This window comes from Bradyrhizobium sp. CB2312 (assembly GCF_029714425.1).
Classification (GTDB): domain Bacteria; phylum Pseudomonadota; class Alphaproteobacteria; order Rhizobiales; family Xanthobacteraceae; genus Bradyrhizobium.
The window spans coordinates 5012551-5033194 of sequence record NZ_CP121668.1; the positions used below are offsets into that span (position 1 = coordinate 5012551).

The window sequence follows — 20644 nt, forward strand, 5'->3', positions numbered from 1 at the left end:
GCTCGCGCATGGACGACAAGTTCATCAGCGATATGGTCACGTTCCTCGCCGAGAACGTCATCACGCCGCCGGGACGATGGATGCTGGAACAGTTCGGCGTTCGCCGCCCGCGTGAGCACGAGATCGCATCGCTATTCACCGGAATGGCGTTCTGGGCGCTCGTCGTTGTCCTCGTTTGTACCCTGGTGCTGGGATGGCGAGGCGCGCCGCTATTCGTCGTCGGCGAATTCGGAGAAGATCGCGCGGGTCAGGCGCCAGCCGCGCGGCTTGGCGCGCTTGGCCGGCTCGCCCTGCACATGCTTGACGAAGACGGGCTTGCTTTCCTTGCCGCGCATGGGGGGCGGCCAATGCGCAAGGTGCGTGCCCGAGGTCTCGCTGGCACGCAGATACAACGATGACAGACCCTTGCGGTCGGATGAGCCTTTCATGGCCTTGTTCTCCTGGCCGGAATCGTTGGTCAAACTTATTGACAAGGAGTTAATGCGCGCGGTTAAAGGCCGGCCACATCGACGCAGGCGGAGGGCGCGCCGTCATCGGCTGCTGTCGCAATCCGTCATAATTATTGAGTATCTGGTTCCTTAGGAACTTCGCTAGAAAACGGGCGCGTCGTTTAGGCGATTTTTCGACGATTTGGGGGATAGTGATCCGCATGTGCGGGATTGTCGGCATTCTCGGGCGCACGCCGGTTGCAGAGCAATTGGTGGATTCGCTCAAACGTCTCGAATATCGCGGTTATGACTCCGCGGGCGTCGCCACGCTCGAAGGCAAGCATCTCGAGCGCCGCCGCGCCGAGGGTAAGCTGAAGAACCTGGAGAAGCGGCTCGAAGCCGAGCCGCTGAAGGGCACGACCGGCATCGGCCACACCCGCTGGGCCACCCACGGCAAGCCCACCGTCAACAATGCCCATCCGCACGCGACCGATCGCGTCGCCCTGGTCCACAACGGCATCATCGAGAATTTCCGCGAGCTGCGCGAGGAGCTCGAGGCCAAGGGCACGGTGTTCCACACCGAGACCGACACCGAGATCGTGCTGCATCTCGTCGACGATTTGCTGACCCGCGGCAACAAGCCTGTGGAGGCGGTGAAACTGACGCTGGCGCGTCTGCGCGGCGCGTTCGCGCTCGGCTTCATCTTCGCCGGCGACGACGATCTCATGATCGGCGCGCGCAACGGCCCGCCGCTTGCGATCGGCTTTGGCGACGGCGAGATGTATCTCGGCTCCGACGCCATCGCGCTCGGCCCGTTCACCGACACGATCAGTTATCTCGAGGACGGCGACTGGGTCGTGCTGACCCGCAAGAGCGCGACGATCTTCGACAAGGACGGAAACGCCGTCCAGCGCGAGAAGATCAAGCACGCCGCCTCGACCTCGCTGGTCGACAAGGCCAATTACCGCCACTTCATGGCGAAGGAGATCCACGAGCAGCCGGAAGTGGTCGGCCACACCCTGGCGCGCTATGTCGACATGGCGACCGAGCGCGTCGCGCTGCCGGTCAAGCTGCCGTTCGACTTCAAGACCATCCAGCGCATCAACATCACGGCGTGCGGCACGGCGAGCTATGCCGGCTTCGTCGCGAAATACTGGTTCGAGCGTTTTGCGCGCGTGCCGGTCGAGGTCGATGTCGCCTCCGAATTCCGCTACCGCGAGGCGCCGCTGCGCAAGGGCGATCTCGCCATCTTCATCTCGCAATCCGGCGAGACCGCCGACACGCTGGCGGCGCTGCGCTATGCCAAGGCCGAGGGCGTGCACACCGTGGCCGTCGTCAACGTGCCGACCTCGACGATCGCGCGCGAGAGCGAGACCGTGCTGCAGACGCTGGCCGGGCCCGAGATCGGCGTCGCCTCGACCAAAGCCTTTACCTGCCAGCTCATGGTGCTGGCAAACCTTGCGATCGCGGCCGGCAAGGCTCGCGGTGAGCTGTCCGAGGAGGACGAGATCAAGCTCGTCCATGGTTTGGTCGAGATCCCGCGCCTGATGGCGGACGCGCTCACCAACGAGCTGCAGATCGAGAAGCTCGCGCACAGGATCGCCAAGTCGCGCGACGTGCTCTATCTCGGCCGCGGCACCAGCTTCCCGCTCGCGCTCGAAGGCGCGCTGAAGCTGAAGGAGATCTCCTACATCCACGCCGAGGGCTATGCCGCCGGCGAGCTCAAGCACGGGCCGATCGCGCTGATCGACGAGACCATGCCGGTCGTCGTCATCGCGCCCTATGACCGCGTGTTCGAGAAGACCGTCTCCAACATGCAGGAGGTCGCCGCCCGGGGCGGCAACATCATCCTGATGACGGACGCCAAGGGCGCGGAAGAGGCGACGGTGGATTCACTCGTCACCATCATCATGCCGGATATGGCCGCGGCGTTCACGCCGATGGTCTATTCCGTTCCCGTGCAACTGCTCGCCTACCATACGGCGGTGGTGATGGGGACCGATGTCGACCAGCCGCGCAACCTCGCGAAATCGGTGACGGTGGAATAGGCAGAAGGGATCAGGCCGCACTCTTCCAAAACCTGCTAGAAGCCCCTAGCTTGTGTGCTGCGACCGACCTGGAACCCGAATGACCACCCGCGACGACGCGCCTGCGCCACTTGATCCCCTGCCGGAACCGCATACCGGCCTGATGGGCCGCTTCCGCAACTATTTCCTGACCGGCCTCGTGGTGACGGGGCCGATCGCCATCACGCTCTACCTGGTCTGGTGGTTCGTCACCTGGGTCGACGGCGTGGTGCGGCCGTTTGTCCCGCTGGCCTATCGGCCTGAAACCTATCTGCCGTATGGCGTGCCCGGCTGGGGACTGATTGTCGCATTCTTCACGCTGACGCTGGTCGGCTTCCTCGCGGCCAACCTGATCGGCCGGACGCTGGTCGATGTCGGCGAGACCTTCCTCGGCCGCATCCCGGCGGTGCGCGCCATCTATCGCGGCCTGAAGCAGGTGTTCGAGACGCTGTTCTCGGGCAAGGGATCGAGCTTCCGCAAAGTGGGCCTGGTCGAGTTTCCCTCGCCGGGCATGTGGTCGATCGTGCTGATCTCGCAGTCGCCGAACGAGGACATTTCGCGCAGCCTGCCGGGACAGGAGGAGCATGTCTCGGTGTTTCTGCCGTGCTCGCCGAACCCGACCACCGGGTTCTTCTTCTATGTGCCGAAGAGCAAGATCATCGAGGTCGATCTCAGTGCCGAGGACGCCGCGACGCTGATCATGTCGGCCGGCGTGGTGCAGCCGGGCTCGGCGCCCGATCCGAAGAAGGCCGCCGCGCTCGCGGGCATGGCGAATGCGGCGCGCATCGCCAACGCTTCGCTCCAGCCAGAGCCTGCGAAGGCGGAGTAGGGCCATTCCCGCGCGGGATGGCCGCGTTCACGCAGGCATTCGCATCCTCTGTTATGCTCCGATCGAACTGAGCGCCTCGCTCGGAATTCGATCTGGAGTGCACGATGTCAAAGACCATTGCGATCCTCGCGCCTGGTGCCATGGGCAGCGCCGTGGCCCGCCGTCTCAGCGAGAACGGCGCACGCGTGCTGACGTCGTTGAAGGGGCGCAGCGAAGCGACGCTGAAACGGGCGGCCGAGGCTGGCATGATCGGCGCCGAGGACGATGCGATTTCGGACGCCGACATCATCCTCTCGATCGTGCCGCCGGGCGAGGCGGTTGCACTCGCCGAGCGCCTGGCCGCGCTGATCGTCCGGCGCGCGAAGAAGCCGGTCGTGGTCGACTGCAACGCCGTCAATGTCGATACCGTGCAACGGATCGAGGAGATCATCGGCTCGGCGCAGGCGCCGTTCGTGGACGGCGGCATCATCGGCTTTCCGCCGCAGCCGGGCGGCAAGAGCCCGGCCTTCTACATGTCCGGCGAGCATGCCAAGGACGTCGCGGTGCTGAAGGACCTCGGCCTCGACGTGCGGATCGTCGAGGGGCCGGTCGGCGCGGCCTCGGCGCTGAAAATGTCCTATGCCGGCATCGTCAAGGGCCTCGCCGGCATCGGCTCGGCCATGGTGGTTGCAGCAACGAAGGCGGGCGCTGCGGATGCGCTGCGCGACGAGCTCGCGCTGAGCCAGCCCGCGATCCTGGCCCGGCTCGAAGTGGCGCTTCCGGACATGATCCCGAAAGCCTATCGCTGGGTCGCGGAGATGCGGGAGATTTCCGGCTTTCTCGGAGCCGATCATCCCGCGAGCCAGATCTACGAGGGCTTTGCGCGCTGGTTTGAGCATCTTGCCGCAGACGCGAATGGGGAGGCGGTCGATGCGGAATTGCTGAAGGCGTTCGCCGCGCGTGTTGCCCAGAAGAAGTCCTGACCGGCCGGCTTCACTCGCCGTGCACTGAGACGGACTCCAGAAAGCCCTGGATGTCCCTGTCGCGCCTCAGCCGCACGACCGGGACCTCAGGGCCGTACTGGAGACGTTCGGCCTCGATGACCGGCACGCGCTCGACGTCGTAGCGCCACGCTTCCTTCATCAGTTTCCAGTCGAACTGTTCCGGGCACCCTTCCGGCAAGTCGGGCCGTGTTGTGTCGCGATGGAAAGCGGAGCGCCAGAGAATGCGCCACTGGCAGACCCAGCGCGGGCGGTCGATGACGACAAGAACATCTGCGCGAGCGATCGTGAGATCGAATGCCAGCCCCGAGAAGCTTCCGTCGATCACCCACGCTTCGCCCGCGATAGCATCCGCGACTCGCATGCGAAAGCTGGCCTTGTCGGAGGGTTTCCAGCCCGGCTGCCAGTACAGCACGTCGAGATGCACCACCGGCAGCTCAAGCTTTCGCCCGAGATTGCGGGCGAGCCGCGTCTTTCCGCTTCCCTGGGAGCCAACCACGATGATCCGGCGCATCGCTGCAAGGTTCCATAAAGTCAGCCGCGGCGAAAGGGGCGCCTGCTGAACCGGCTGTACTCACACCGTCCTCAATGACGATGAGGAGACGTCGCAGGGGCCATCTGTTATTGTTTCTACGCAATCCCTCGGCAATGGGAGTTCGAATGAAGGTGCTTGTCATCGGCGCGGGCGCGCTTGGCGGCTATTACGGAGCTTGCCTGGTCCGAGCGGGTAGCGACGTGACCTTTCTGGTGCGCGAGAAGCGGGCCGAGCAATTGCAGCGGAATGGATTGCAGGTCGTGAGCCCACACGGCGACTTCGCCGTGCAGCCGAAGCTTCTTGTGGCTGGCGATCTCAAGGACCCGTTCGACGTCGTCCTCGTCGGCGTGAAAGCCTACTCGCTCGACGATGCGATGAGCCAGTTTGCGCCCGCCGCCGGCCCCAACACGATGATTTTGCCGATCCTCAACGGGTTGAAACATATCGATGCCCTGAGCGCCAGGTTCGGCGGTGCTTGCGTTCTCGGCGGGCTCGCGAACGTCAGTGCCGGACTCGATGCGGATGGTCGTGTCGTCCAGTTCATGGCCAATCAGACGATTGTCTTCGGTGAGATCGAGGGGACGCTGAGCGAGCGTGCGTCCGCGCTGGAGGCACTGCTTCAGGTTCCCGGTATCGACGTGCGCGCCAGCGAAGCGATCATGCAGGACATGTGGGAGAAATTCGTCCAGCTCAGCACGCTCGCCGGCATCACCTGCCTGATGCGCGCGAGTATCGGAGACATCCTGGCCGTGCCCAACGGCGAGCAGTCCATTTTCCGCCTGTTCGCGGAATGCTGTGCCGTCGCGAACGCCTCCGGCTTTGAGCCGCGCGCGCCGTTCATCGAGTTCGACCGGAAGCTGTTCACCACCCTGGACTCACCGCTCAAGGCCTCGATGCTCCGCGATATCGAGCGCGGCTCGATCACCGAGGCGGAGCACATCCTCGGCGATATGGCCAATCGCGCCCGTGCGCTCGGCATCGACACCCCGCTGCTCGACCTCGCCAGAGCGCATGTGGCGGCCTACGAGATCGGGCGACGGCGCAGGGGGTTAACCAGCCCCGATCAGCGGGATCGCCTCGTCCCGCTCGTAGAGATACAGCAGGCAGCGCAGCGCCTCGCCGCGCTCGCCCTTCAGCTTCGGATCCTCTTTGAGGATGCGGAGCGCCTCGTCTCTCGCCTGGGTGATGAGCTGGCCGTGCACCTCCGAGCGCGCGATGCGATAGCCGGGCAGGCCGCTCTGGCGCACGCCGAGGACATCGCCTTCGCCGCGCAGCTTCAGATCCTCCTCGGCGATGCGAAAGCCGTCCGTGGTCTCGCGGATGACCTTGAGCCGGGCCTTCGACATCTCGCCGAGCGGTTCGCCGTAGAGCAGGATACAAGTCGAGGCTTCCGAGCCGCGTCCGATGCGCCCGCGCAACTGGTGGAGCTGGGCGAGGCCAAAGCGCTCGGCATTCTCGATCACCATGATGGTTGCGGCGGGGACGTCGACGCCGACCTCGACCACGGTGGTCGCGACCAGAAGGCCGATCTCGTGGGCGGCGAACTGGCCCATGACGCGGTCCTTCTCGGTCCCTTTCATCTGGCCGTGGACGAGGCCGACGCGGTCGCCGAAACGTTTTTGCAGGCTCTCGAAGCGCTTGGTCGCATTCGTCAGGTGCTCGGTGCCCTCGGCCTCGGATTCCTCGACCAGGGGACAGATCCAGTAGACCAGCTTGCCGGATTCGAGCGCGCGGCCGACCCCCTCCATGACCTCGCTGATCCGGCTCATCGGCACCGCGCGGGTGTCGATCGGCTGGCGGCCGGCGGGCTTTTCGCGCAGCTCGGAGATGTCCATGTCGCCGAAATAGGTCAGCACCAGCGTGCGCGGGATCGGGGTGGCGCTCAGCACCAGCACGTCGACGGCTTCGCCCTTGGACGTCAGCGCCAGCCGCTCGCGCACGCCAAAGCGATGCTGCTCGTCGACGATGGCGAGGGCTAGATCGCGGAAGATCACGTCGTCCTGGATCAGCGCATGGGTGCCGACGAGCAGGTCGATCTCGCCGGCGGCGAGCTGGGCGATGATCTCACGTCGCTCCTTGCCCTTTTCCCGGCCGGTGAGGATGGCGACCCGCATCCCCGCGCGCTCGGCGAGCGGCGCGATGGTCTTGATGTGCTGGCGCGCCAGGATTTCGGTCGGGGCCATCAAGGCGGCTTGCTTGCCGACCTCGGCCACGGCCGCGGCTGCCAGCAACGCCACCACGGTCTTGCCCGAGCCGACGTCGCCCTGGAGCAGGCGCAGCATCCGCACCGGCTGCTTCAGGTCCTCGGCGATGGCGGCCACTGCGCTGCGCTGGGACGGCGTGAGCGCGTAAGGAAGGGCGTCGATGATCTTGTTGCGCAGATGGCCGTCGCCGGCATTGCGCACGCCGGCGGGCCGTCGCAGTTGCGCGCGGATCAGCGCAAGCGCGAGCTGGCCGGCGAGCAGCTCGTCGAAGGCGAGGCGGGACCAGAAGCGCTGATCCGGCAAGATGTCCGTCAGCTCGACCGGCTGGTGCACGCGATTGAGCGCTTCCGTAACCGACGGAAAATTACAGCGGCGCATCACCTCCGGGCTGATCCATTCGGGCAGGGCCGGCAGCTTCTGCAGCGCCTGCGCGATCGCGCGGCGCAGCGAGCCGAGCGCGAGGCCCTCCGTCAGCGGATAGACCGGATCTATCCCTGAGAGCTTCGAGATCGCCTCCTCGTCGAGCACGCGGTCGGGATGCACGATCTGCGGGATGCCGTCATACATCTGCAGCGTGCCGGAGACGTAGCGCTTCTCGCCGACAGGCAGCAGTTTTTCGACATAGCCGGGCTTGGCGCGGAAAAAGGTCAGCACGACGTCGCCGGTGTCGTCGCTGGCATAGACCAGATACGGTGCGCGCGAGTTGCGCGGCGGGGGCGGGCGGTGGCGATCGACGGTGACCTCCAGCGTCACCATGGTTCCCTGGGCCGCGTCGCGGATCTTCGGCCGCGCCCGGCGGTCGATGACCTGGCTCGGCAGATGCAGCAGCAGATCGACCAGCCGCGGCGTCTCGCTCCGGCTGAGCAGATATTGCAACAGCTTGTCCTGCTTCGGACCGACGCCGGAGAGGCTGGTCACGGGAGCAAACAGCGGATTGAGCAGGCTGGGGCGCATTCTCGCAACATTCGTCATGCGCGGGCCTGACCCGCGCATCCATCTTTTCAAGGACGATGGATTGCCGGGTCAAGCCCGACAATGACGGTCCCCAAACAATTGCAATAACAAAGGGCTGACACAGGCGGTCCCAATGGCTATATCACCCCGGCCCGGCACGTCCGGGCTTTTGGCGTTTGACTGGATTTGAGACATGACGGGAACGACACGATCGAGCAACGGGCTGGACGACCGCCGCAAGCGGCTTCTGTTCCGCTGCTGGCACCGCGGCACGCGCGAGATGGACCTGATCCTCGGCCGCTTCGCGGACGCCGAGATCGGCAACCTGTCGGACGCCGAGCTGACCGAGCTCGAAACCCTGCTCGAGGTCAACGATCCCGATCTCTATGCCGCCATCACCGGTGACAAGGTGCTGCCAGCCGATGTCACCGGCGCGATCTTCGCGCGCATCAAGGCGTTCCCGATCGCGGACGGCAACGTATGAAACAGGGGATGAAATCTCCGGCCGAGCTGCTCACGCCCGGCCGCGCGGTGACGCTTGCCAATGTCGCCGAGGGTGCCGAAGGCCTGGTCGTCTCCGACCTGGCGCGGGCCATCGCGGCGCGGCCGAAGAAGCCGGCCGTCAGCCTTACCGTGGTCTGCCGCGACGGCGGACGCATGCAGCAGCTCGAACGCGCGCTGAGATTCTTCGCGCCTGATCTGCCGGTGCTGACCTTTCCGGCCTGGGACTGCCAGCCCTATGATCGCGTCTCGCCGCATGGCGGCATCCTGGCGCAACGCCTGACCACGCTGGCGCGGCTCGCTTCGCTCACCGGCAGCGACAAGCCGCTGATCGTGCTGACCACGGTGAACGCGGTGGTCCAGCGCGTGCCCGCGCGCGAGCTCGTCGCGGCGCAGGCGCTGTCGGTCGCGCCCGGCAACGTCGTGCCTATGGACACCATCGTCGCCTGGCTCGAGCATAATGGCTACAACCGCTCCTCGACCGTGCGCGAGCCCGGCGAATATGCGGTGCGCGGCGGCATCCTCGATCTGTTTCCAGCCGGCCTCGAACAGCCGGTGCGGTTCGACTTCTTCGGCGACAGCCTGGAATCGATCCGCTCGTTCGATGCCGAGACCCAGCGCACGCTGCTCGACATGCGCTCGCTCGATCTCGTGCCTGTCTCGGAATTCCAGCTCGTCACCGACACCATCCGCCGCTTTCGCATGGGCTATGTCGCCGAGTTCGGCGCGCCCGAGCGCGACGATGCGCTGTACGAGGCGGTCAGCGAAGGCCGCCGCCATCCCGGCATGGAGCACTGGCTGCCGCTGTTCCAGGACCGGATGGACACGCTGTTCGACTACCTGCAAGGGGCCGCCGTCGCGATCGAGCCGCAGGCCGAGGACGCGGTGCGCGAGCGCTTCAAGCAGATCCTCGACTATTACGAGGCCCGCCGCGAGGCGATGGAGCATCCCGGCGGCGGCGCGATCTACAAGCCGCTGCCGCCCGACCGGCTCTATCTGACCGAGGAGGAGTGGGGCAAACGCCTCGGCGATATCCCGCTGGCGCGGCTGACGCCGTTCTCCGTGCCGACCGACGGCACTTCGGTCGTCGACGCCGGCGCGCGCAAGGGCCGCGATTTCGCGCCGGAGCGCAACGACACCACGGTCAACGTGTTCGAATCCGTGGTCAGTCACGTCATGGCGCTGCAGGCGCAACGCAAGAAGGTCGTGATCGCGCTGTGGACCGAAGGCTCGCGTGATCGCATGACGTCGATGCTGCGCGACCACAAGCTCGCCCACGCCACCAGCGTCAATAGCTGGCGCACCGTGCAGGCGACCCCGCGCAACGAGACCATGCTCGCCGTGCTCGGCCTGGAAAGCGGTTTCGAGACCGACGAGATCGCGCTCATCAGCGAGCAGGACATTTTGGGCGACCGCCTGGTGCGGCCGCGCAAGCCGAGCCGCAAGCTCGACAGTTTCATTTCTGAGGTGACGAGCCTCACCGCCGGCGACATCGTCGTCCACGTCGACCACGGCATCGGCCGCTTCATCGGCCTGCAGACCCTCGACGTCGCCGGCGCGCCGCATGATTGTCTCGAGCTGCACTATGCCGCCGAGACGAAACTGTTCCTGCCGGTCGAGAACATCGAGCTGTTGTCGCGCTACGGCTCGGACCAGACCACTGTCGAGCTGGATCGTCTCGGCGGCTCCGGCTGGCAGAGCCGCAAGGCCAAGCTGAAGAACCGCATCCGTGAGATCGCGGGCGAGCTGATCAAGATCGCGGCCGAACGCATGCTGCACGAGGCGCCGAAACTGCCGGTGCAGCAGGGCGTCTACGACGAGTTCTGCGCGCGCTTCCCCTATGACGAGACCGAGGACCAGCTGGGCGCGATCGAGTCCACGCTGAAGGATCTCGAAAAGGGCCGGCCGATGGACCGGCTGATCTGCGGCGACGTCGGCTTCGGCAAGACCGAGGTGGCGCTGCGTGCCGCCTTTGCGGTCGCGCTCGATGGCAAGCAGGTCGCGGTCGTGGTGCCGACCACGCTCCTGGCGCGCCAGCACCACCGGACGTTCAGCGAGCGCTTCAAGGGCTTCCCGGTCAACGTCGCACAGGCTTCGCGCCTGGTCGCGACCAAACAGCTCAACGAGGTCAAGAAGGGCATTGCCGACGGCTCGGTCGATATCGTCGTCGGCACCCACGCGTTGCTCGGCAAGGCCATCAAATTCCGTGACCTCGGCCTGCTCATCGTCGACGAGGAGCAGCATTTTGGTGTCAGCCACAAGGAGCGGCTGAAGGCGCTGCGCGCTGAGGTGCATGTGTTGACGCTGTCGGCGACGCCGATCCCGCGCACGCTGCAACTGGCGCTCACAGGCGTCCGCGAGCTCTCGATCATCGCCTCGCCCCCGGTCGACCGCCTCGCGGTCCGCACCTTCGTCGCCCCGCACGATCCCCTGATGATCCGCGAAGCCTTGCTGCGCGAGCGCTATCGCGGCGGCCAGGCGTTCTACGTCGTGCCGCGCATCGACGACCTCGCCGAGGTCAAGGACTTCCTGGACAAGAACGTGCCGGAGATGAAGGTCGCGGTCGCGCACGGCCAGATGCCGCCCGCCGTGATCGAGGACATCATGACCGCGTTCTACGACGGCAAGTTCGACATCCTCTTGTCGACCACGATCGTCGAGTCCGGCCTCGACATCCCCAATGCCAACACGCTGATCGTGCACCGCGCCGACATGTTCGGTCTTGCCCAGCTCTACCAGCTCCGCGGCCGTGTCGGCCGCTCCAAGCTGCGCGCTTACGCGCTGTTCACGCTGCCGGCGCAGCAGAAGATCACGGCGCAGGCCGAGCGCCGGCTCACCGTGCTGCAATCGCTGGAGACGCTGGGTGCAGGCTTCCAGCTTGCCTCGCACGACCTCGACATCCGCGGCGCCGGCAATCTGCTCGGCGAGGAGCAGTCCGGCCACATCAAGGAGGTCGGCTTCGAGCTCTATCAGTCGATGCTGGAGGAGGCGATCGTCAATCTCAAGGCCGGCGTCGCCGAGCCCGCCGCCGACCGCTGGTCGCCGCAGATCACCATCGGCATGCCCGTGCTCATCCCGGAGGACTACGTCGGCGATCTCTCGGTACGGCTGTCGCTGTACCGGCGCCTTGCCGATCTCGACACCGAGGAGGAGATCGAGAATTTCGGCGCCGAGTTGCGCGACCGCTTCGGCGTGCTGCCGGACGAGGTGCGCTACCTGTTCAAGGTCGCCGCGATCAAGGCGTTCTGCCGCCGGGCCAATGTCGAGAAGATCGACGCAGGTCCCAAGGGTGCCGTCATCGTCTTCCGCGACAATTCCTTCGCCCATCCCGACCGCCTCGTGACCTTCATCCGCAGCTACGGCCAGGCCGCCAAGGTGCGGCCCGACATGAAGGTGGTGTTCCTGCAGGACTGGGAGACGCCGGAAGAGCGCCTCGTCGGCACCACGGAGATCATGCGGCAATTGGCGCAGCTGGCGGAGGCTAAGAAGGCGGCGTAGCAACAGGCGCCGTAGTGCCGTAGTGCCGTAGCGTGGGCAAAGCGAAGCGTGCCCACCACCTCTATCCACCTTGAAAAATGGTGGGCACGGCGCTGCGCGCCTTTGCCCACCCTACGGCATCGCAATCGGAGCTACGACGCCGCCCTTGACGCGTCGGCCGACAGCCGGGCCAGCAGCGACCTTGCGGTATCCGACGACGACAGCGAGTCCACGCTGACCACGGGATCGCTGCGCATCTCGTGCTTGCCGTTGGACGTATGCCGCATCACCGCCGACAGGCGGCGCGCGATCATATGCGCGGTGCGGAAGTCAGTCTCCGCGAACACCACGATCACCGATCCATCCTTCTGTGCCACGCCGAAATCCATCTGGCGCATCAGGCGGCTGAGGATGCGCGCGGCGTCGAGCTGCGCGCGGGAATTGCCGGGGTCGAAGGCGAAGCGGGCGACGGAGAGGCCGCCGCCGCGGGCCAGCGCCTGCTCGACCGCCTTGGCAAAATCGCGCGCGAAAGCTTCGACCGTCAGCAGGCCGCTGCGCGGATCGAGCCAGCCTCCGGCATCGATCGAGCGGAGCGTGCGGCTCGCTTGCGCTTCCATCGCGTGCTGGCGGATCAGGGGCAGCGCGTTGGAGGCGATCTTGGCCGGCTCGCCCGGGATCAATTCGAGATTGGGCAGGTCGTAGCTCTGCGTCAGCTGGTGCGCGGTGACGACGACAGGCAGGCTGCGGAAGCGGGTGTCCTCGGCGAGCACCGTCAGGAAGGCGTCGGTAACGCGCGCCGTAAAACCTTCGGCCAGCACGACGCCGTCGAGGTCGCGGGTGTTGAGGTGCTTGGCCGCAGCCTCGATCGAGAGCGCGCCGACGACGCCGACGCGTTCGCCGAGCGCAACGGAGAGCGCCGGGTAAGCCGCGCCGCGGCCGATCAGCAGCACCGTGGCATCGCGTGCCGGATCGCCGTCCGGCAGCGACACCTTGGCTTCCGGCAGCCGGCGCAGCACGGTGGCATGAAGTGTGCGCACGCGCAGCGCGGCGCGCAGCCGCGCGACCAGGCGATCGGAATTGCCGCCGCGCGCGAAGAAGGGCAGGGCGTTGTGCGGCAGCATGCCCGCGGGATCAAGGGCCACGAAAGGCAGGTAGGGCAATTGCTCGGCGATCTTCCTGGCGAGCGGTGCCAGATACGGCTCGTGTCCGGCATGCATCGCAGCGAGGACCGCGGCCGGCTGCACCTGCTCGACCGCGCGCGCCGCGCTCGCCCAGTCGGTATCGATCACGGGAAACAGCCGGGCCTCGTCCAGCGCCGCAATGTACGGCGGCCGCTCGGCATTGGACACAAACAGGATCGGGCCCGCCTGGGACATTCGGAAACTCGGATCACGCAACAGATGCTGCGCAATCTAGTCCGGCCGCCTTAATGCAGCGTCAATGGTTCGGTCGAAACTGTGCTCAAGTCGGTCCGGAGCGGTCGCGAAAAGCCTCGACCATCAAGGGGTTAAGCCCGAGCTGGCTGAGCGCCTCGCGGGCCCTCGCATTGTCCTGGGCCCGTCCTGCCAGCCGGTGGCCGGAAAGGCGGTCGGGCAGCGCGGTGAGCAGGGCGCCCTGGCCGAGCCGGCGCGCCCATTCCTGGAGGTCATTGGAGAGGAAGCGGTAGCCGCCGACGGCCATGATGCCGGAGGGCGGGGCCGTGATGCAGATCGCGCCGCTGGGACGGTCGAGCCGTGCGGCATAGCCGGTGTCGACATAATCGCGCGGCGGCTGCGCCGTCAGCGTCTCGCCGACCGGCTGCGGCGGGGCATAGGCCGCGATCGGCACCATCGCCCCGCGCAGGCCGAGCGTGCCCTTCGGCGTCAGCAGGATCTCGCCGGCGATGGAGGAGCCGGACTGCTCGCGCGGGGCGCCGTGCGGTCCGGGCATGACCGGCACCGGCATGCCATCCTCGCCGCGCCGGGCGCCGAACAGCCCGGCCTCGCCGAACAGATAGACGTCGGTCAGCGGCGCGTGCGGAGCGATCCAGGCGTCGCTCGTCGCCACCTGCTCGGGTGCGCGCCACAGGCCGATGACGTTGCGTAAAGTGGGCATCCGCGCCGCGAGATCGGAATCGCCGAGCCGCAGCGCGAGCTGCGCCGGCGCGATCAGCACCTCGCATTCATGCTCGTTGATCTGCTGCTCCAGCACGTCGTTCTCGAACGGATGATGCAGCGCCAGCGTGCCGCCTGAGAGCAGCCACACCGCGAGCGAGGAGGCGAGGCCCGCAAACGACATCGGCGCGAACGCCGCCATCACGGTCGCACCCTGCTTGACGTCCGCCTCCAGCGACATCGCAAGGCCACCGGCGATCAGGCTGAAATGCGGCCGCGGCACCGGGCGGAAACCTTCCGCGGTGACGTCGAACGAGATCATCGCCGCCTTGCGGCCGTCCTGGATCACCGCGCGCGTCATGCCGGGTGGGCGGGCCAGCACGTCGTCGAGCGAGGCCATGCCTTCGGGCAGGTCGGTGCCGAAGCCGCAGACGTGACGGATCGAGAAAGCTTCAGCCGCGGCATGCATCGCGAAGTCGGCATAGCTGACGCCGTCGACCTTGCTCATGGTGACGATGGCGCGCGCCGCGGTGCGGTTGAGCGCGGCGGTCAGTTCCGCATGCCGCCACAGCAGCGGCAGCACGGCCACGACGAGCCCGGCGCGATGGGCGGCGAGCACGGTGAGCACGAACTCAACCGTGTTCGGGAGCTGGATCGCGATGACGGAATTGGCCGGCAGGCCCGATTCGACGAAATGCGCCGACAGTGCCTCGATGGCGGTATCGGCCTCGGTATAGGTCATCCGCCGCGGCTGGTGGCCGGTGACGCGGGCCTTGTTGAGGGGATCGAGCAGAGCGAGCGTGTGCGGCTGCCGCATCAGCGTGCGCTGAAACAGCGTGTCGAGCGTCGGCGATACGGCTGGCTGGTTCACGGCGTCACTTTGCTTGACTGGCTCTAAGGCGGCCCCTTCGACCACCAGGTCTCCGGCAGATAGCCGGACAGCGCGGTGGCCTCGGGCCGTTCTATCCGATTCCAGCGCGCGATCCATTGCTCGGATACGTTAAACAGCGGGATTGTGTAGAAGCCCGCGATCAGGGCGCGGTCTAGCGCCCGCACCGACGAGACGAAGGCCGTATGATCACGGGCCTCCAGCAGCGCGGCGATCATGGCGTCGACGGCGGGATCCCTCGCGCCCATGTAGTTGCGCGTCCCCGGATTGTCGGCCGCGGCGCTGCCCCAATAGAAATACTGCTCGTTGCCGGGCGAGAGCGACTGGTCCCAGCGGTTCTGGATCATGTCGAACTCGTAGCCGAGCCGACGCTGGTCGAACTGCACGGGATCGACCGTGCGCACGCTTGCCGCGATGCCGGCGCGCTTGAGGTCGCGCTGGAACGCGAGTGCGATGCGCTCCTGGTCGCGGGTCGTCACCAGCATCTCGAAGGTGAAGGGCGCTTTCGTCGCGCGGTTGCGCAGCACGGTGCCGTCGAGATCCCAGCCGGCCTCCGACAACAGCTTCAGCGCAGCGCGCAATGTCGTGCGGTCGCGCCCGGAACCGTCGGTTACTGGCAGGCGGTAGCTGCCGTCCATGACGTCGGGCGGGATCCGCGCGGCGAAGGGTTTGAGCAACTCGCGCTCGCGCGCATCCGCAGGCCGGCCATAGGCGGAGAGGTCGGAGCCGGCGAAGTAGCCGGCGACGCGCGAATAGAGGTTGAAGAAATAGTTGCGATTGACCAGCTCGAAATCGAACAAAAGTGTCAGCGCCTGACGCACCCGGATGTCGGCGAAGATCGACCTCCTCGTATTGAACACCAGGAATTCCGAGGGCTGCGGCACGCCCGGCTTAATGGTGTCGCGGATCACCTCGCCGCTTCTGGCGGCGGGAAAATCGTAGCCGTCGTGCCAGCGCAGCGGCTCGTGCTCGATGCGGAAATCATAGAGGCCGCGCTTGAAGGCTTCGAACTGGCCATTGGCCTCGCGAAAATAGTCGAGCCGGATCTCGTCGAAATTGAAGAGCCCGCGATTGATCGGAAGATCGCGGCCCCAATAATCGGGATTGCGCGTCAGCGTGACGCTGGCGCCCGGCTTCACCGCCGTGATGCGGTATGGGCCTGAGGCGATCGGTCCCGATAGCGTCGTCTTCTCGAAGGTCGCGACGTCGACGGCATGCTTCGGCAGGATCGGCATCAGGCCGAGGATCAACGGCAGCTCGCGGTCATTGGCACCGGTGAGGTCGAAGCGAACGGTGAGGGGATCGGATGCCTCGGCCTTGGCGACCTTGGCGTAATACTGCCGAAGGTTGGGACGGCCATGGTCGCGCAGGAGCTGCCAGGAGAACAGCACGTCCTCGGCAGCTACCTGCTTGCCGTCAGAGAAACGGGCGCGGGGATCGAGGCGGAACGTGACGTAGCTGCGCTCGTCGTCGGTCTCGACGGTCTTGGCGAGCAGGCCGTACAGTGTGAACGGCTCGTCCTGGCCACGCGCCATTAGGCTCTCGACCACGTAGGCGCGGATCGGCTGCACGGCCAATCCCTTTACGATGAATGGATTGAGGCTGTCGAAGGTGCCGAGAATGCCCCAGGTCAGCCGGCCGCCCTTGGGCGCATCGGGATTGACGTAGGGCGTGTGGGTGAAATCGGCCGGCATTGCCGGCTTGCCGTGCATGGCGATCGCATGGGCTTCCTCGGCGCGCCCGCCGGTTGCCGACAGGCTGACGATGAGCGCGAGGGCGAGGCTGCAAAGGCGGACGCCGGGGCCCTCGAACAGGCGGTGGAACATGAACATTCGGGCACGTTGATTCGAGGACCGGTAGCCTTGAATCCTATCACAGGGATTTTCCCCCGGCGCAGGCCAAAGGCGGGGTTCTCAGTGCAGTCAAAGACGCTTGTCGGCATTGATCTTTTCGTCGGCCACGTTAAGAAGGCACGCAATCGCGCAAGAGCGTCGAGCCCGTCACTTATCCGCCTCAATTGACGGGGAGAGAGCCGCGCCCAAGGCGGCTAGGTTCGGCGCTTCGGAGCGGTTCGGGCGCTTCCCGTTCAGAAAGGGTTTTCCGCAATGAATTTCCGTTACTTGGCCGCGTGCATCCGGCCGCGCGGGCGGCTTCTCGCCCTGTTGACGGCGACGGCGTTGGTCGTTCCGTTTGCCGCCGAGGCCCAGACCCCGGCGCCGGCCCCCGGTGCACCCGCCGCGCCCAAGGCGGCTCCGAAGGCCGCTCCGAAGGCTGCTCCCAAGGCGCCGGCACCGGCGGCCCAGGCACCCGCGCAGCAGGCTCCCGCCCAGGGCGCTCCGGCGCAGCAGGGCGCGGCCCAGCCGGCGGACCAGCAGATCCAGCTGATCTACGCCCCCTGGACCAAGTTCTGCCTGAAGGGCCAGGACGCCAACGCCAAGCAGGTCTGCTTCACCGGCAAGGACGGCCGGATCGAGTCGGGCCAGCCGGTTATCGCGGCCGTGATCATCGAGCCGGAAGGCGAGCCCAAGAAGATCCTGCGCGTGACGCTGCCGCTCGGCATGCAGCTCGTGCACGGCACCCGCATCATCGTCGACAGCAACGCGCCGCTGCAGAGCCCGTATGTGATCTGCTTCCAGAACGGCTGCATGTCCGATTACGAGGCGACGCCCGAGCTCATCAACAGCATGAAGAAGGGCCAGAATCTCGTTGTCCAGGCGATCAATGCCAACGGCGCGCCGCTGACGCTGCCGCTGCCGCTCGCCGGCGAATTCCAGAAGGCCTATGACGGTCCGCCGACCGATCCCAAGGTGTTCGAGGAAAACCAGAAGAAGCTCCAGGAAGAGCTTCAGAAGAAGGCCGACGAGCAGCGCAAGAAGCTCGAGCAGGGCGGTGGCGTCCCCGGCGCCGCGGCGGCCGGCCAGAAATAATCGGGAGCAAATCCCTGATATGAAAAAGGCGCTCACACGAGCGCCTTTTTTATTGGCCGGTTGCGGCGGCGAAACTCAGTTCAGGGACGGATTGCGCGGGCGGTAGCCGCCATCCTTGCTCTTGATGAAGATCTCGGCGACCTGGGAATGCCGGATCGGCTCACCGGAATCATCCGGCAACAGGTTCTGCTCCGAGACGTAGGCGACGTACTCGGACTCCGCGTTCTCCGCGAGCAGGTGATAGAACGGCTGATCCTTGTGGGGCCGCACCTCCTCGGGGATCGACAGCCACCACTCCTCGGTGTTGTTGAATTCCGGATCGATGTCGAAGATCACGCCCCGGAACGAGAAGATCCGGTGGCGCACGACCTGTCCGATCTGGAATTTGGCGGTCCTCGCTTTAATCATCCCCCGTCGATAGACCAGGATTGTGGCCGATGCTAGTGCCCTGATCCGGAATTAACCTTCGGTTCAGGGGCGGATAGACCCCAAGTCCTCAGAAAACACTTCATCAATGGTCGATATCCTCAATCTGGCGCTACCTTATTTTGGCTTGATCTTCGTTGGATTTGCTTGCGGCAAGGTCAAATCCCTGCCGGAATCAGGCCTCGCCTGGATGAACTTCTTCCTGCTCTACGTGTCGTTGCCGGCGCTGCTGTTCGCGATCATGTCGAAGACGCCATTCGCGGAGCTGAACAACCCGCCGTTCCTGGTCGCGACGACGCTGTCGACGGTTGCGGCGTTCACGCTGGCACTTGTCGTCGGCAAGGTCTTGGGTCGGCTCACGCTGCGCGAGGCGACGCTCGCGGGGCTCTCGGGCGGCTACGGCAATATCGGCTACATGGGCCCGGGGCTTGCGCTGGCGGTGCTCGGGACCAAGGCGGCGGCGCCGACCGCGCTGATCTTCTGCTGCGACAGCATCTTCCTGTTCACGATCGTGCCGCTGTTGATCGAGCTCTCTGACCGCGACCATCCCTCGATCGTGCATGCCTTCGGCGTCGTGCTGAAGCAGATCGTGCTCAACCCGCTGATCATGTCGGCCTGTTTTGGCGCGGCCGTTGCGGCTCTCCATATCGAGCTGCCGGTCGCGCTCGACCGCACCATCACCTTCCTCCAGAACGCAGCCGCGCCGACCGCGCTGTTCGTGCTCGGCGTGACGGTGGCGCTGCGCCCATTCGACCGCGTGCCCTGGGAGGTGCCCGGCGTGATCGCGGTCAAGCTCCTGATCCATCCGCTCGCGGCGTTCGGCCTGATGCTCGCGTTCGGCCCGTTCGCACAGCCCTGGGCTGCGACCGCCGTGCTCATGGCCTCGCTGCCGCCGGCGCTGAACGTGTTCGTCATTGCCCGCCAGAACGATGCCTGGATCGAATCCGCCTCCGTCGCAGTGCTGCTCGGCACCTTCGCCTCTGTGGTCACGCTGACCAGCGTGATGTGGTTGCTCCAGACCGGACGGCTGGCGTTTCCTTAAGCCGCGGCTACCGCCGCCAATCTACCTGCGCCACGTCGGCGTCAGGCCCTCGCGCATCGCAAAGCGGCGGAGCGGGCCGATGGCACTTAACAGGTGCATGCCGACGGCGCGCACCGGCTGCAGCGGCAGGAAGTCGTTGAGCAAGGAGCGGTTGGCGATGTCGATCGCAAATGTCCGGCTCAAGATGTCCGGGCGCCGGGCCCTGTCGTAGCGCTTGAGCACCTCGTCCGCGCCGGGGTCCTCGCCCGATGCGATCGCCTCGCCGGCGAGCCTTGCAATGTCGGCGGCGTCGCGCAGGCCAAGGTTGAGGCCCTGGGCGCCGATCGGGGGAACCACGTGGGCGGCTTCGCCGACCAGCGCGATGCGGTCGCGGCCAAAGGATCTTGGACGCTCGATTGCCAGCGGGAACAGGTTGCGGCCGGGCTCGACCGTCATGCGGCCCAGAATGGAATGCGACTGCTTCTCGATCGCGGCGGACAATTCTTCGTCGCTGAGGCCACGCAGCCGCTCGGCGTCCGCCGGCGCCGAGACCCAGACGATGCTGGAGCGGCTGCCGGGCAGCGGCACGAACACGCAAGGCCCGTGCGGCGTGTGGAACTCGGTCGAGACGTTGCGGTGTGGGCGGGCATGGCCGACGTTGAAGGTCAGCGCGGTCTGGTTCAGCTCGCGCCGGGTCACCTCGATGCCGGCTGCTCCGCGGCACAGCGAATGCCGGCCATCCGCGCCGACGACGAGGCGGGCCGAAAGGAATTGCGCGGAGGCGGTACGGATCGCGACAGCATCGGCTTCGATGACGATGCTCTCCGCCTCGTCGTCAAACCGGACGAGATTGGGCAATTCGCCCGCGCGCGCTTCCAGCGCCAGCATCAGCGAGCGGTTGTCGATGTTGTAGCCGAAGGCGTCCAGCCCGATCTCATGGCAGGAGAACCGGACCTCCGGTGCGCGGAACAGCCGGCCGGTGTCGTCGACGAGACGCATCACTTCGAGTCCGGCCGCCTTGTCCTTGCAGCGCGGCCAGACATCGAGCGTCTCCAGAAGCTCAATGGAGGCACCTAACAGGGCGGTGGTGCGGTTGTCGGCATAGGGCACGTGCCGCGCCACCAGCGCGGTCCGCGCGCCCGCCTGCGCCAATGCGATTGCCGCCGCGAGCCCGGCCGGTCCGCCGCCGATCACGGCTGCGTCAAACAGTGTCGATGCGTCTGTCATGGACTGACAATTGACACGCCCCGCGGTAAATTCAAGCCCACCTATTTTTCCCTGATTTTATGACGAATTGCGCGGCCGAACGCCGCA

The 20644-nt window shown here is 66.2% G+C and carries 15 protein-coding genes and 1 pseudogene; 8 read left to right on the forward strand and 8 right to left on the reverse strand.

Annotation, left to right across the window (positions count from 1 at the left end; all coding sequences use genetic code 11):
* Positions 1 to 209 precede the first annotated feature (209 nt).
* Complete coding sequence (locus QA642_RS24610) at positions 210 to 428, reverse strand: hypothetical protein (RefSeq protein ID WP_283079147.1); 219 nt, start codon at positions 426 to 428, stop codon at positions 210 to 212.
* Positions 429 to 649: 221 nt separating this feature from the next.
* Between QA642_RS24610 and glmS the strand changes: the two genes are divergently transcribed.
* The 3 genes from glmS (at position 650) to QA642_RS24625 (ending at position 4285) form a co-directional block, all read left to right on the forward strand.
* A complete protein-coding gene (gene glmS, locus QA642_RS24615; protein ID WP_283079148.1) occupies positions 650 to 2476 on the forward strand; it encodes a glutamine--fructose-6-phosphate transaminase (isomerizing) in 1827 nt (608 codons plus the stop codon).
* Between the two features lie 79 nt (positions 2477 to 2555).
* Positions 2556 to 3323, forward strand: coding sequence for a DUF502 domain-containing protein (locus tag QA642_RS24620; RefSeq protein ID WP_283079149.1), 768 nt, complete (start codon positions 2556 to 2558; stop codon positions 3321 to 3323).
* Positions 3324 to 3427: 104 nt separating this feature from the next.
* Positions 3428 to 4285 (forward strand): NAD(P)-dependent oxidoreductase, encoded by an 858-nt coding sequence (locus tag QA642_RS24625; RefSeq protein ID WP_283079150.1) that lies wholly within the window; start codon positions 3428 to 3430, stop codon positions 4283 to 4285.
* A 10-nt stretch (positions 4286 to 4295) separates the two neighbouring features.
* On the opposite strand, the gene QA642_RS24630 is transcribed toward QA642_RS24625, so the two are convergent.
* Positions 4296 to 4817 carry an AAA family ATPase gene (locus QA642_RS24630; RefSeq protein ID WP_283079151.1) on the reverse strand — a complete coding sequence of 174 codons (522 nt, stop codon included), beginning with the start codon at positions 4815 to 4817 and terminating at the stop codon, positions 4296 to 4298.
* 146 nt (positions 4818 to 4963) lie between these two features.
* Here QA642_RS24630 and panE point away from each other — a divergent pair.
* Positions 4964 to 5881: pseudogene (gene panE, locus QA642_RS24635) on the forward strand (2-dehydropantoate 2-reductase); the annotation flags it as partial.
* A gap of 6 nt (positions 5882 to 5887) precedes the next feature.
* On the opposite strand, the gene recG reads toward panE, so the two are convergent.
* Positions 5888 to 7996 (reverse strand): ATP-dependent DNA helicase RecG, encoded by a 2109-nt coding sequence (recG, locus tag QA642_RS24640; RefSeq protein WP_283079152.1) that lies wholly within the window; start codon positions 7994 to 7996, stop codon positions 5888 to 5890.
* Between the two features lie 193 nt (positions 7997 to 8189).
* On the opposite strand from recG, the gene QA642_RS24645 reads away from it, so the two are divergent.
* Together QA642_RS24645 and mfd are read left to right on the forward strand one after the other, a co-directional pair.
* The gene (locus tag QA642_RS24645; protein WP_283079153.1) at positions 8190 to 8480 is read left to right on the forward strand and encodes a succinate dehydrogenase assembly factor 2; all 291 of its coding nucleotides are present in this window, start codon (positions 8190 to 8192) and stop codon (positions 8478 to 8480) included.
* Positions 8477 to 11995: a transcription-repair coupling factor gene (gene mfd / locus QA642_RS24650; protein ID WP_283079154.1), complete on the forward strand. Its 3519-nt coding sequence runs from the start codon at positions 8477 to 8479 to the stop codon at positions 11993 to 11995. The genes QA642_RS24645 and mfd overlap by 4 nt, the downstream gene beginning before the upstream one ends.
* A 131-nt stretch (positions 11996 to 12126) precedes the next feature.
* Here mfd and QA642_RS24655 read toward each other — a convergent pair whose 3' ends face one another.
* The 3 genes from QA642_RS24655 to QA642_RS24665 form a co-directional block, all read right to left on the reverse strand.
* A complete protein-coding gene (locus tag QA642_RS24655; protein WP_283079155.1) occupies positions 12127 to 13350 on the reverse strand; it encodes a GGDEF domain-containing protein in 1224 nt (407 codons plus the stop codon).
* Between the two features lie 85 nt (positions 13351 to 13435).
* Entirely contained in the window at positions 13436 to 14938 is a 1503-nt protein-coding gene (locus tag QA642_RS24660; protein WP_283079156.1) for a class I adenylate-forming enzyme family protein, read from the reverse strand.
* Between the two features lie 23 nt (positions 14939 to 14961).
* The gene (locus QA642_RS24665) at positions 14962 to 16788 is read right to left on the reverse strand and encodes an extracellular solute-binding protein (RefSeq protein ID WP_283079157.1); all 1827 of its coding nucleotides are present in this window, start codon (positions 16786 to 16788) and stop codon (positions 14962 to 14964) included.
* Between the two features lie 273 nt (positions 16789 to 17061).
* Here QA642_RS24665 and QA642_RS24670 point away from each other — a divergent pair, with 273 nt between their 5' ends.
* Complete coding sequence (locus tag QA642_RS24670; protein WP_283079158.1) at positions 17062 to 17883, forward strand: invasion associated locus B family protein; 822 nt, start codon at positions 17062 to 17064, stop codon at positions 17881 to 17883.
* Positions 17884 to 17958: 75 nt separating this feature from the next.
* Here QA642_RS24670 and hspQ read toward each other — a convergent pair whose 3' ends face one another.
* Entirely contained in the window at positions 17959 to 18291 is a 333-nt protein-coding gene (hspQ, locus tag QA642_RS24675; protein WP_027559220.1) for a heat shock protein HspQ, read from the reverse strand.
* A 106-nt stretch (positions 18292 to 18397) separates the two neighbouring features.
* Between hspQ and QA642_RS24680 the strand changes: the two genes are divergently transcribed.
* The gene (locus QA642_RS24680; RefSeq protein ID WP_283079159.1) at positions 18398 to 19351 is read left to right on the forward strand and encodes an AEC family transporter; all 954 of its coding nucleotides are present in this window, start codon (positions 18398 to 18400) and stop codon (positions 19349 to 19351) included.
* 21 nt (positions 19352 to 19372) lie between these two features.
* Here QA642_RS24680 and QA642_RS24685 read toward each other — a convergent pair whose 3' ends face one another.
* Positions 19373 to 20557 carry a UbiH/UbiF family hydroxylase gene (locus QA642_RS24685; protein WP_283079160.1) on the reverse strand — a complete coding sequence of 395 codons (1185 nt, stop codon included), beginning with the start codon at positions 20555 to 20557 and terminating at the stop codon, positions 19373 to 19375.
* Positions 20558 to 20644 lie beyond the last annotated feature (87 nt).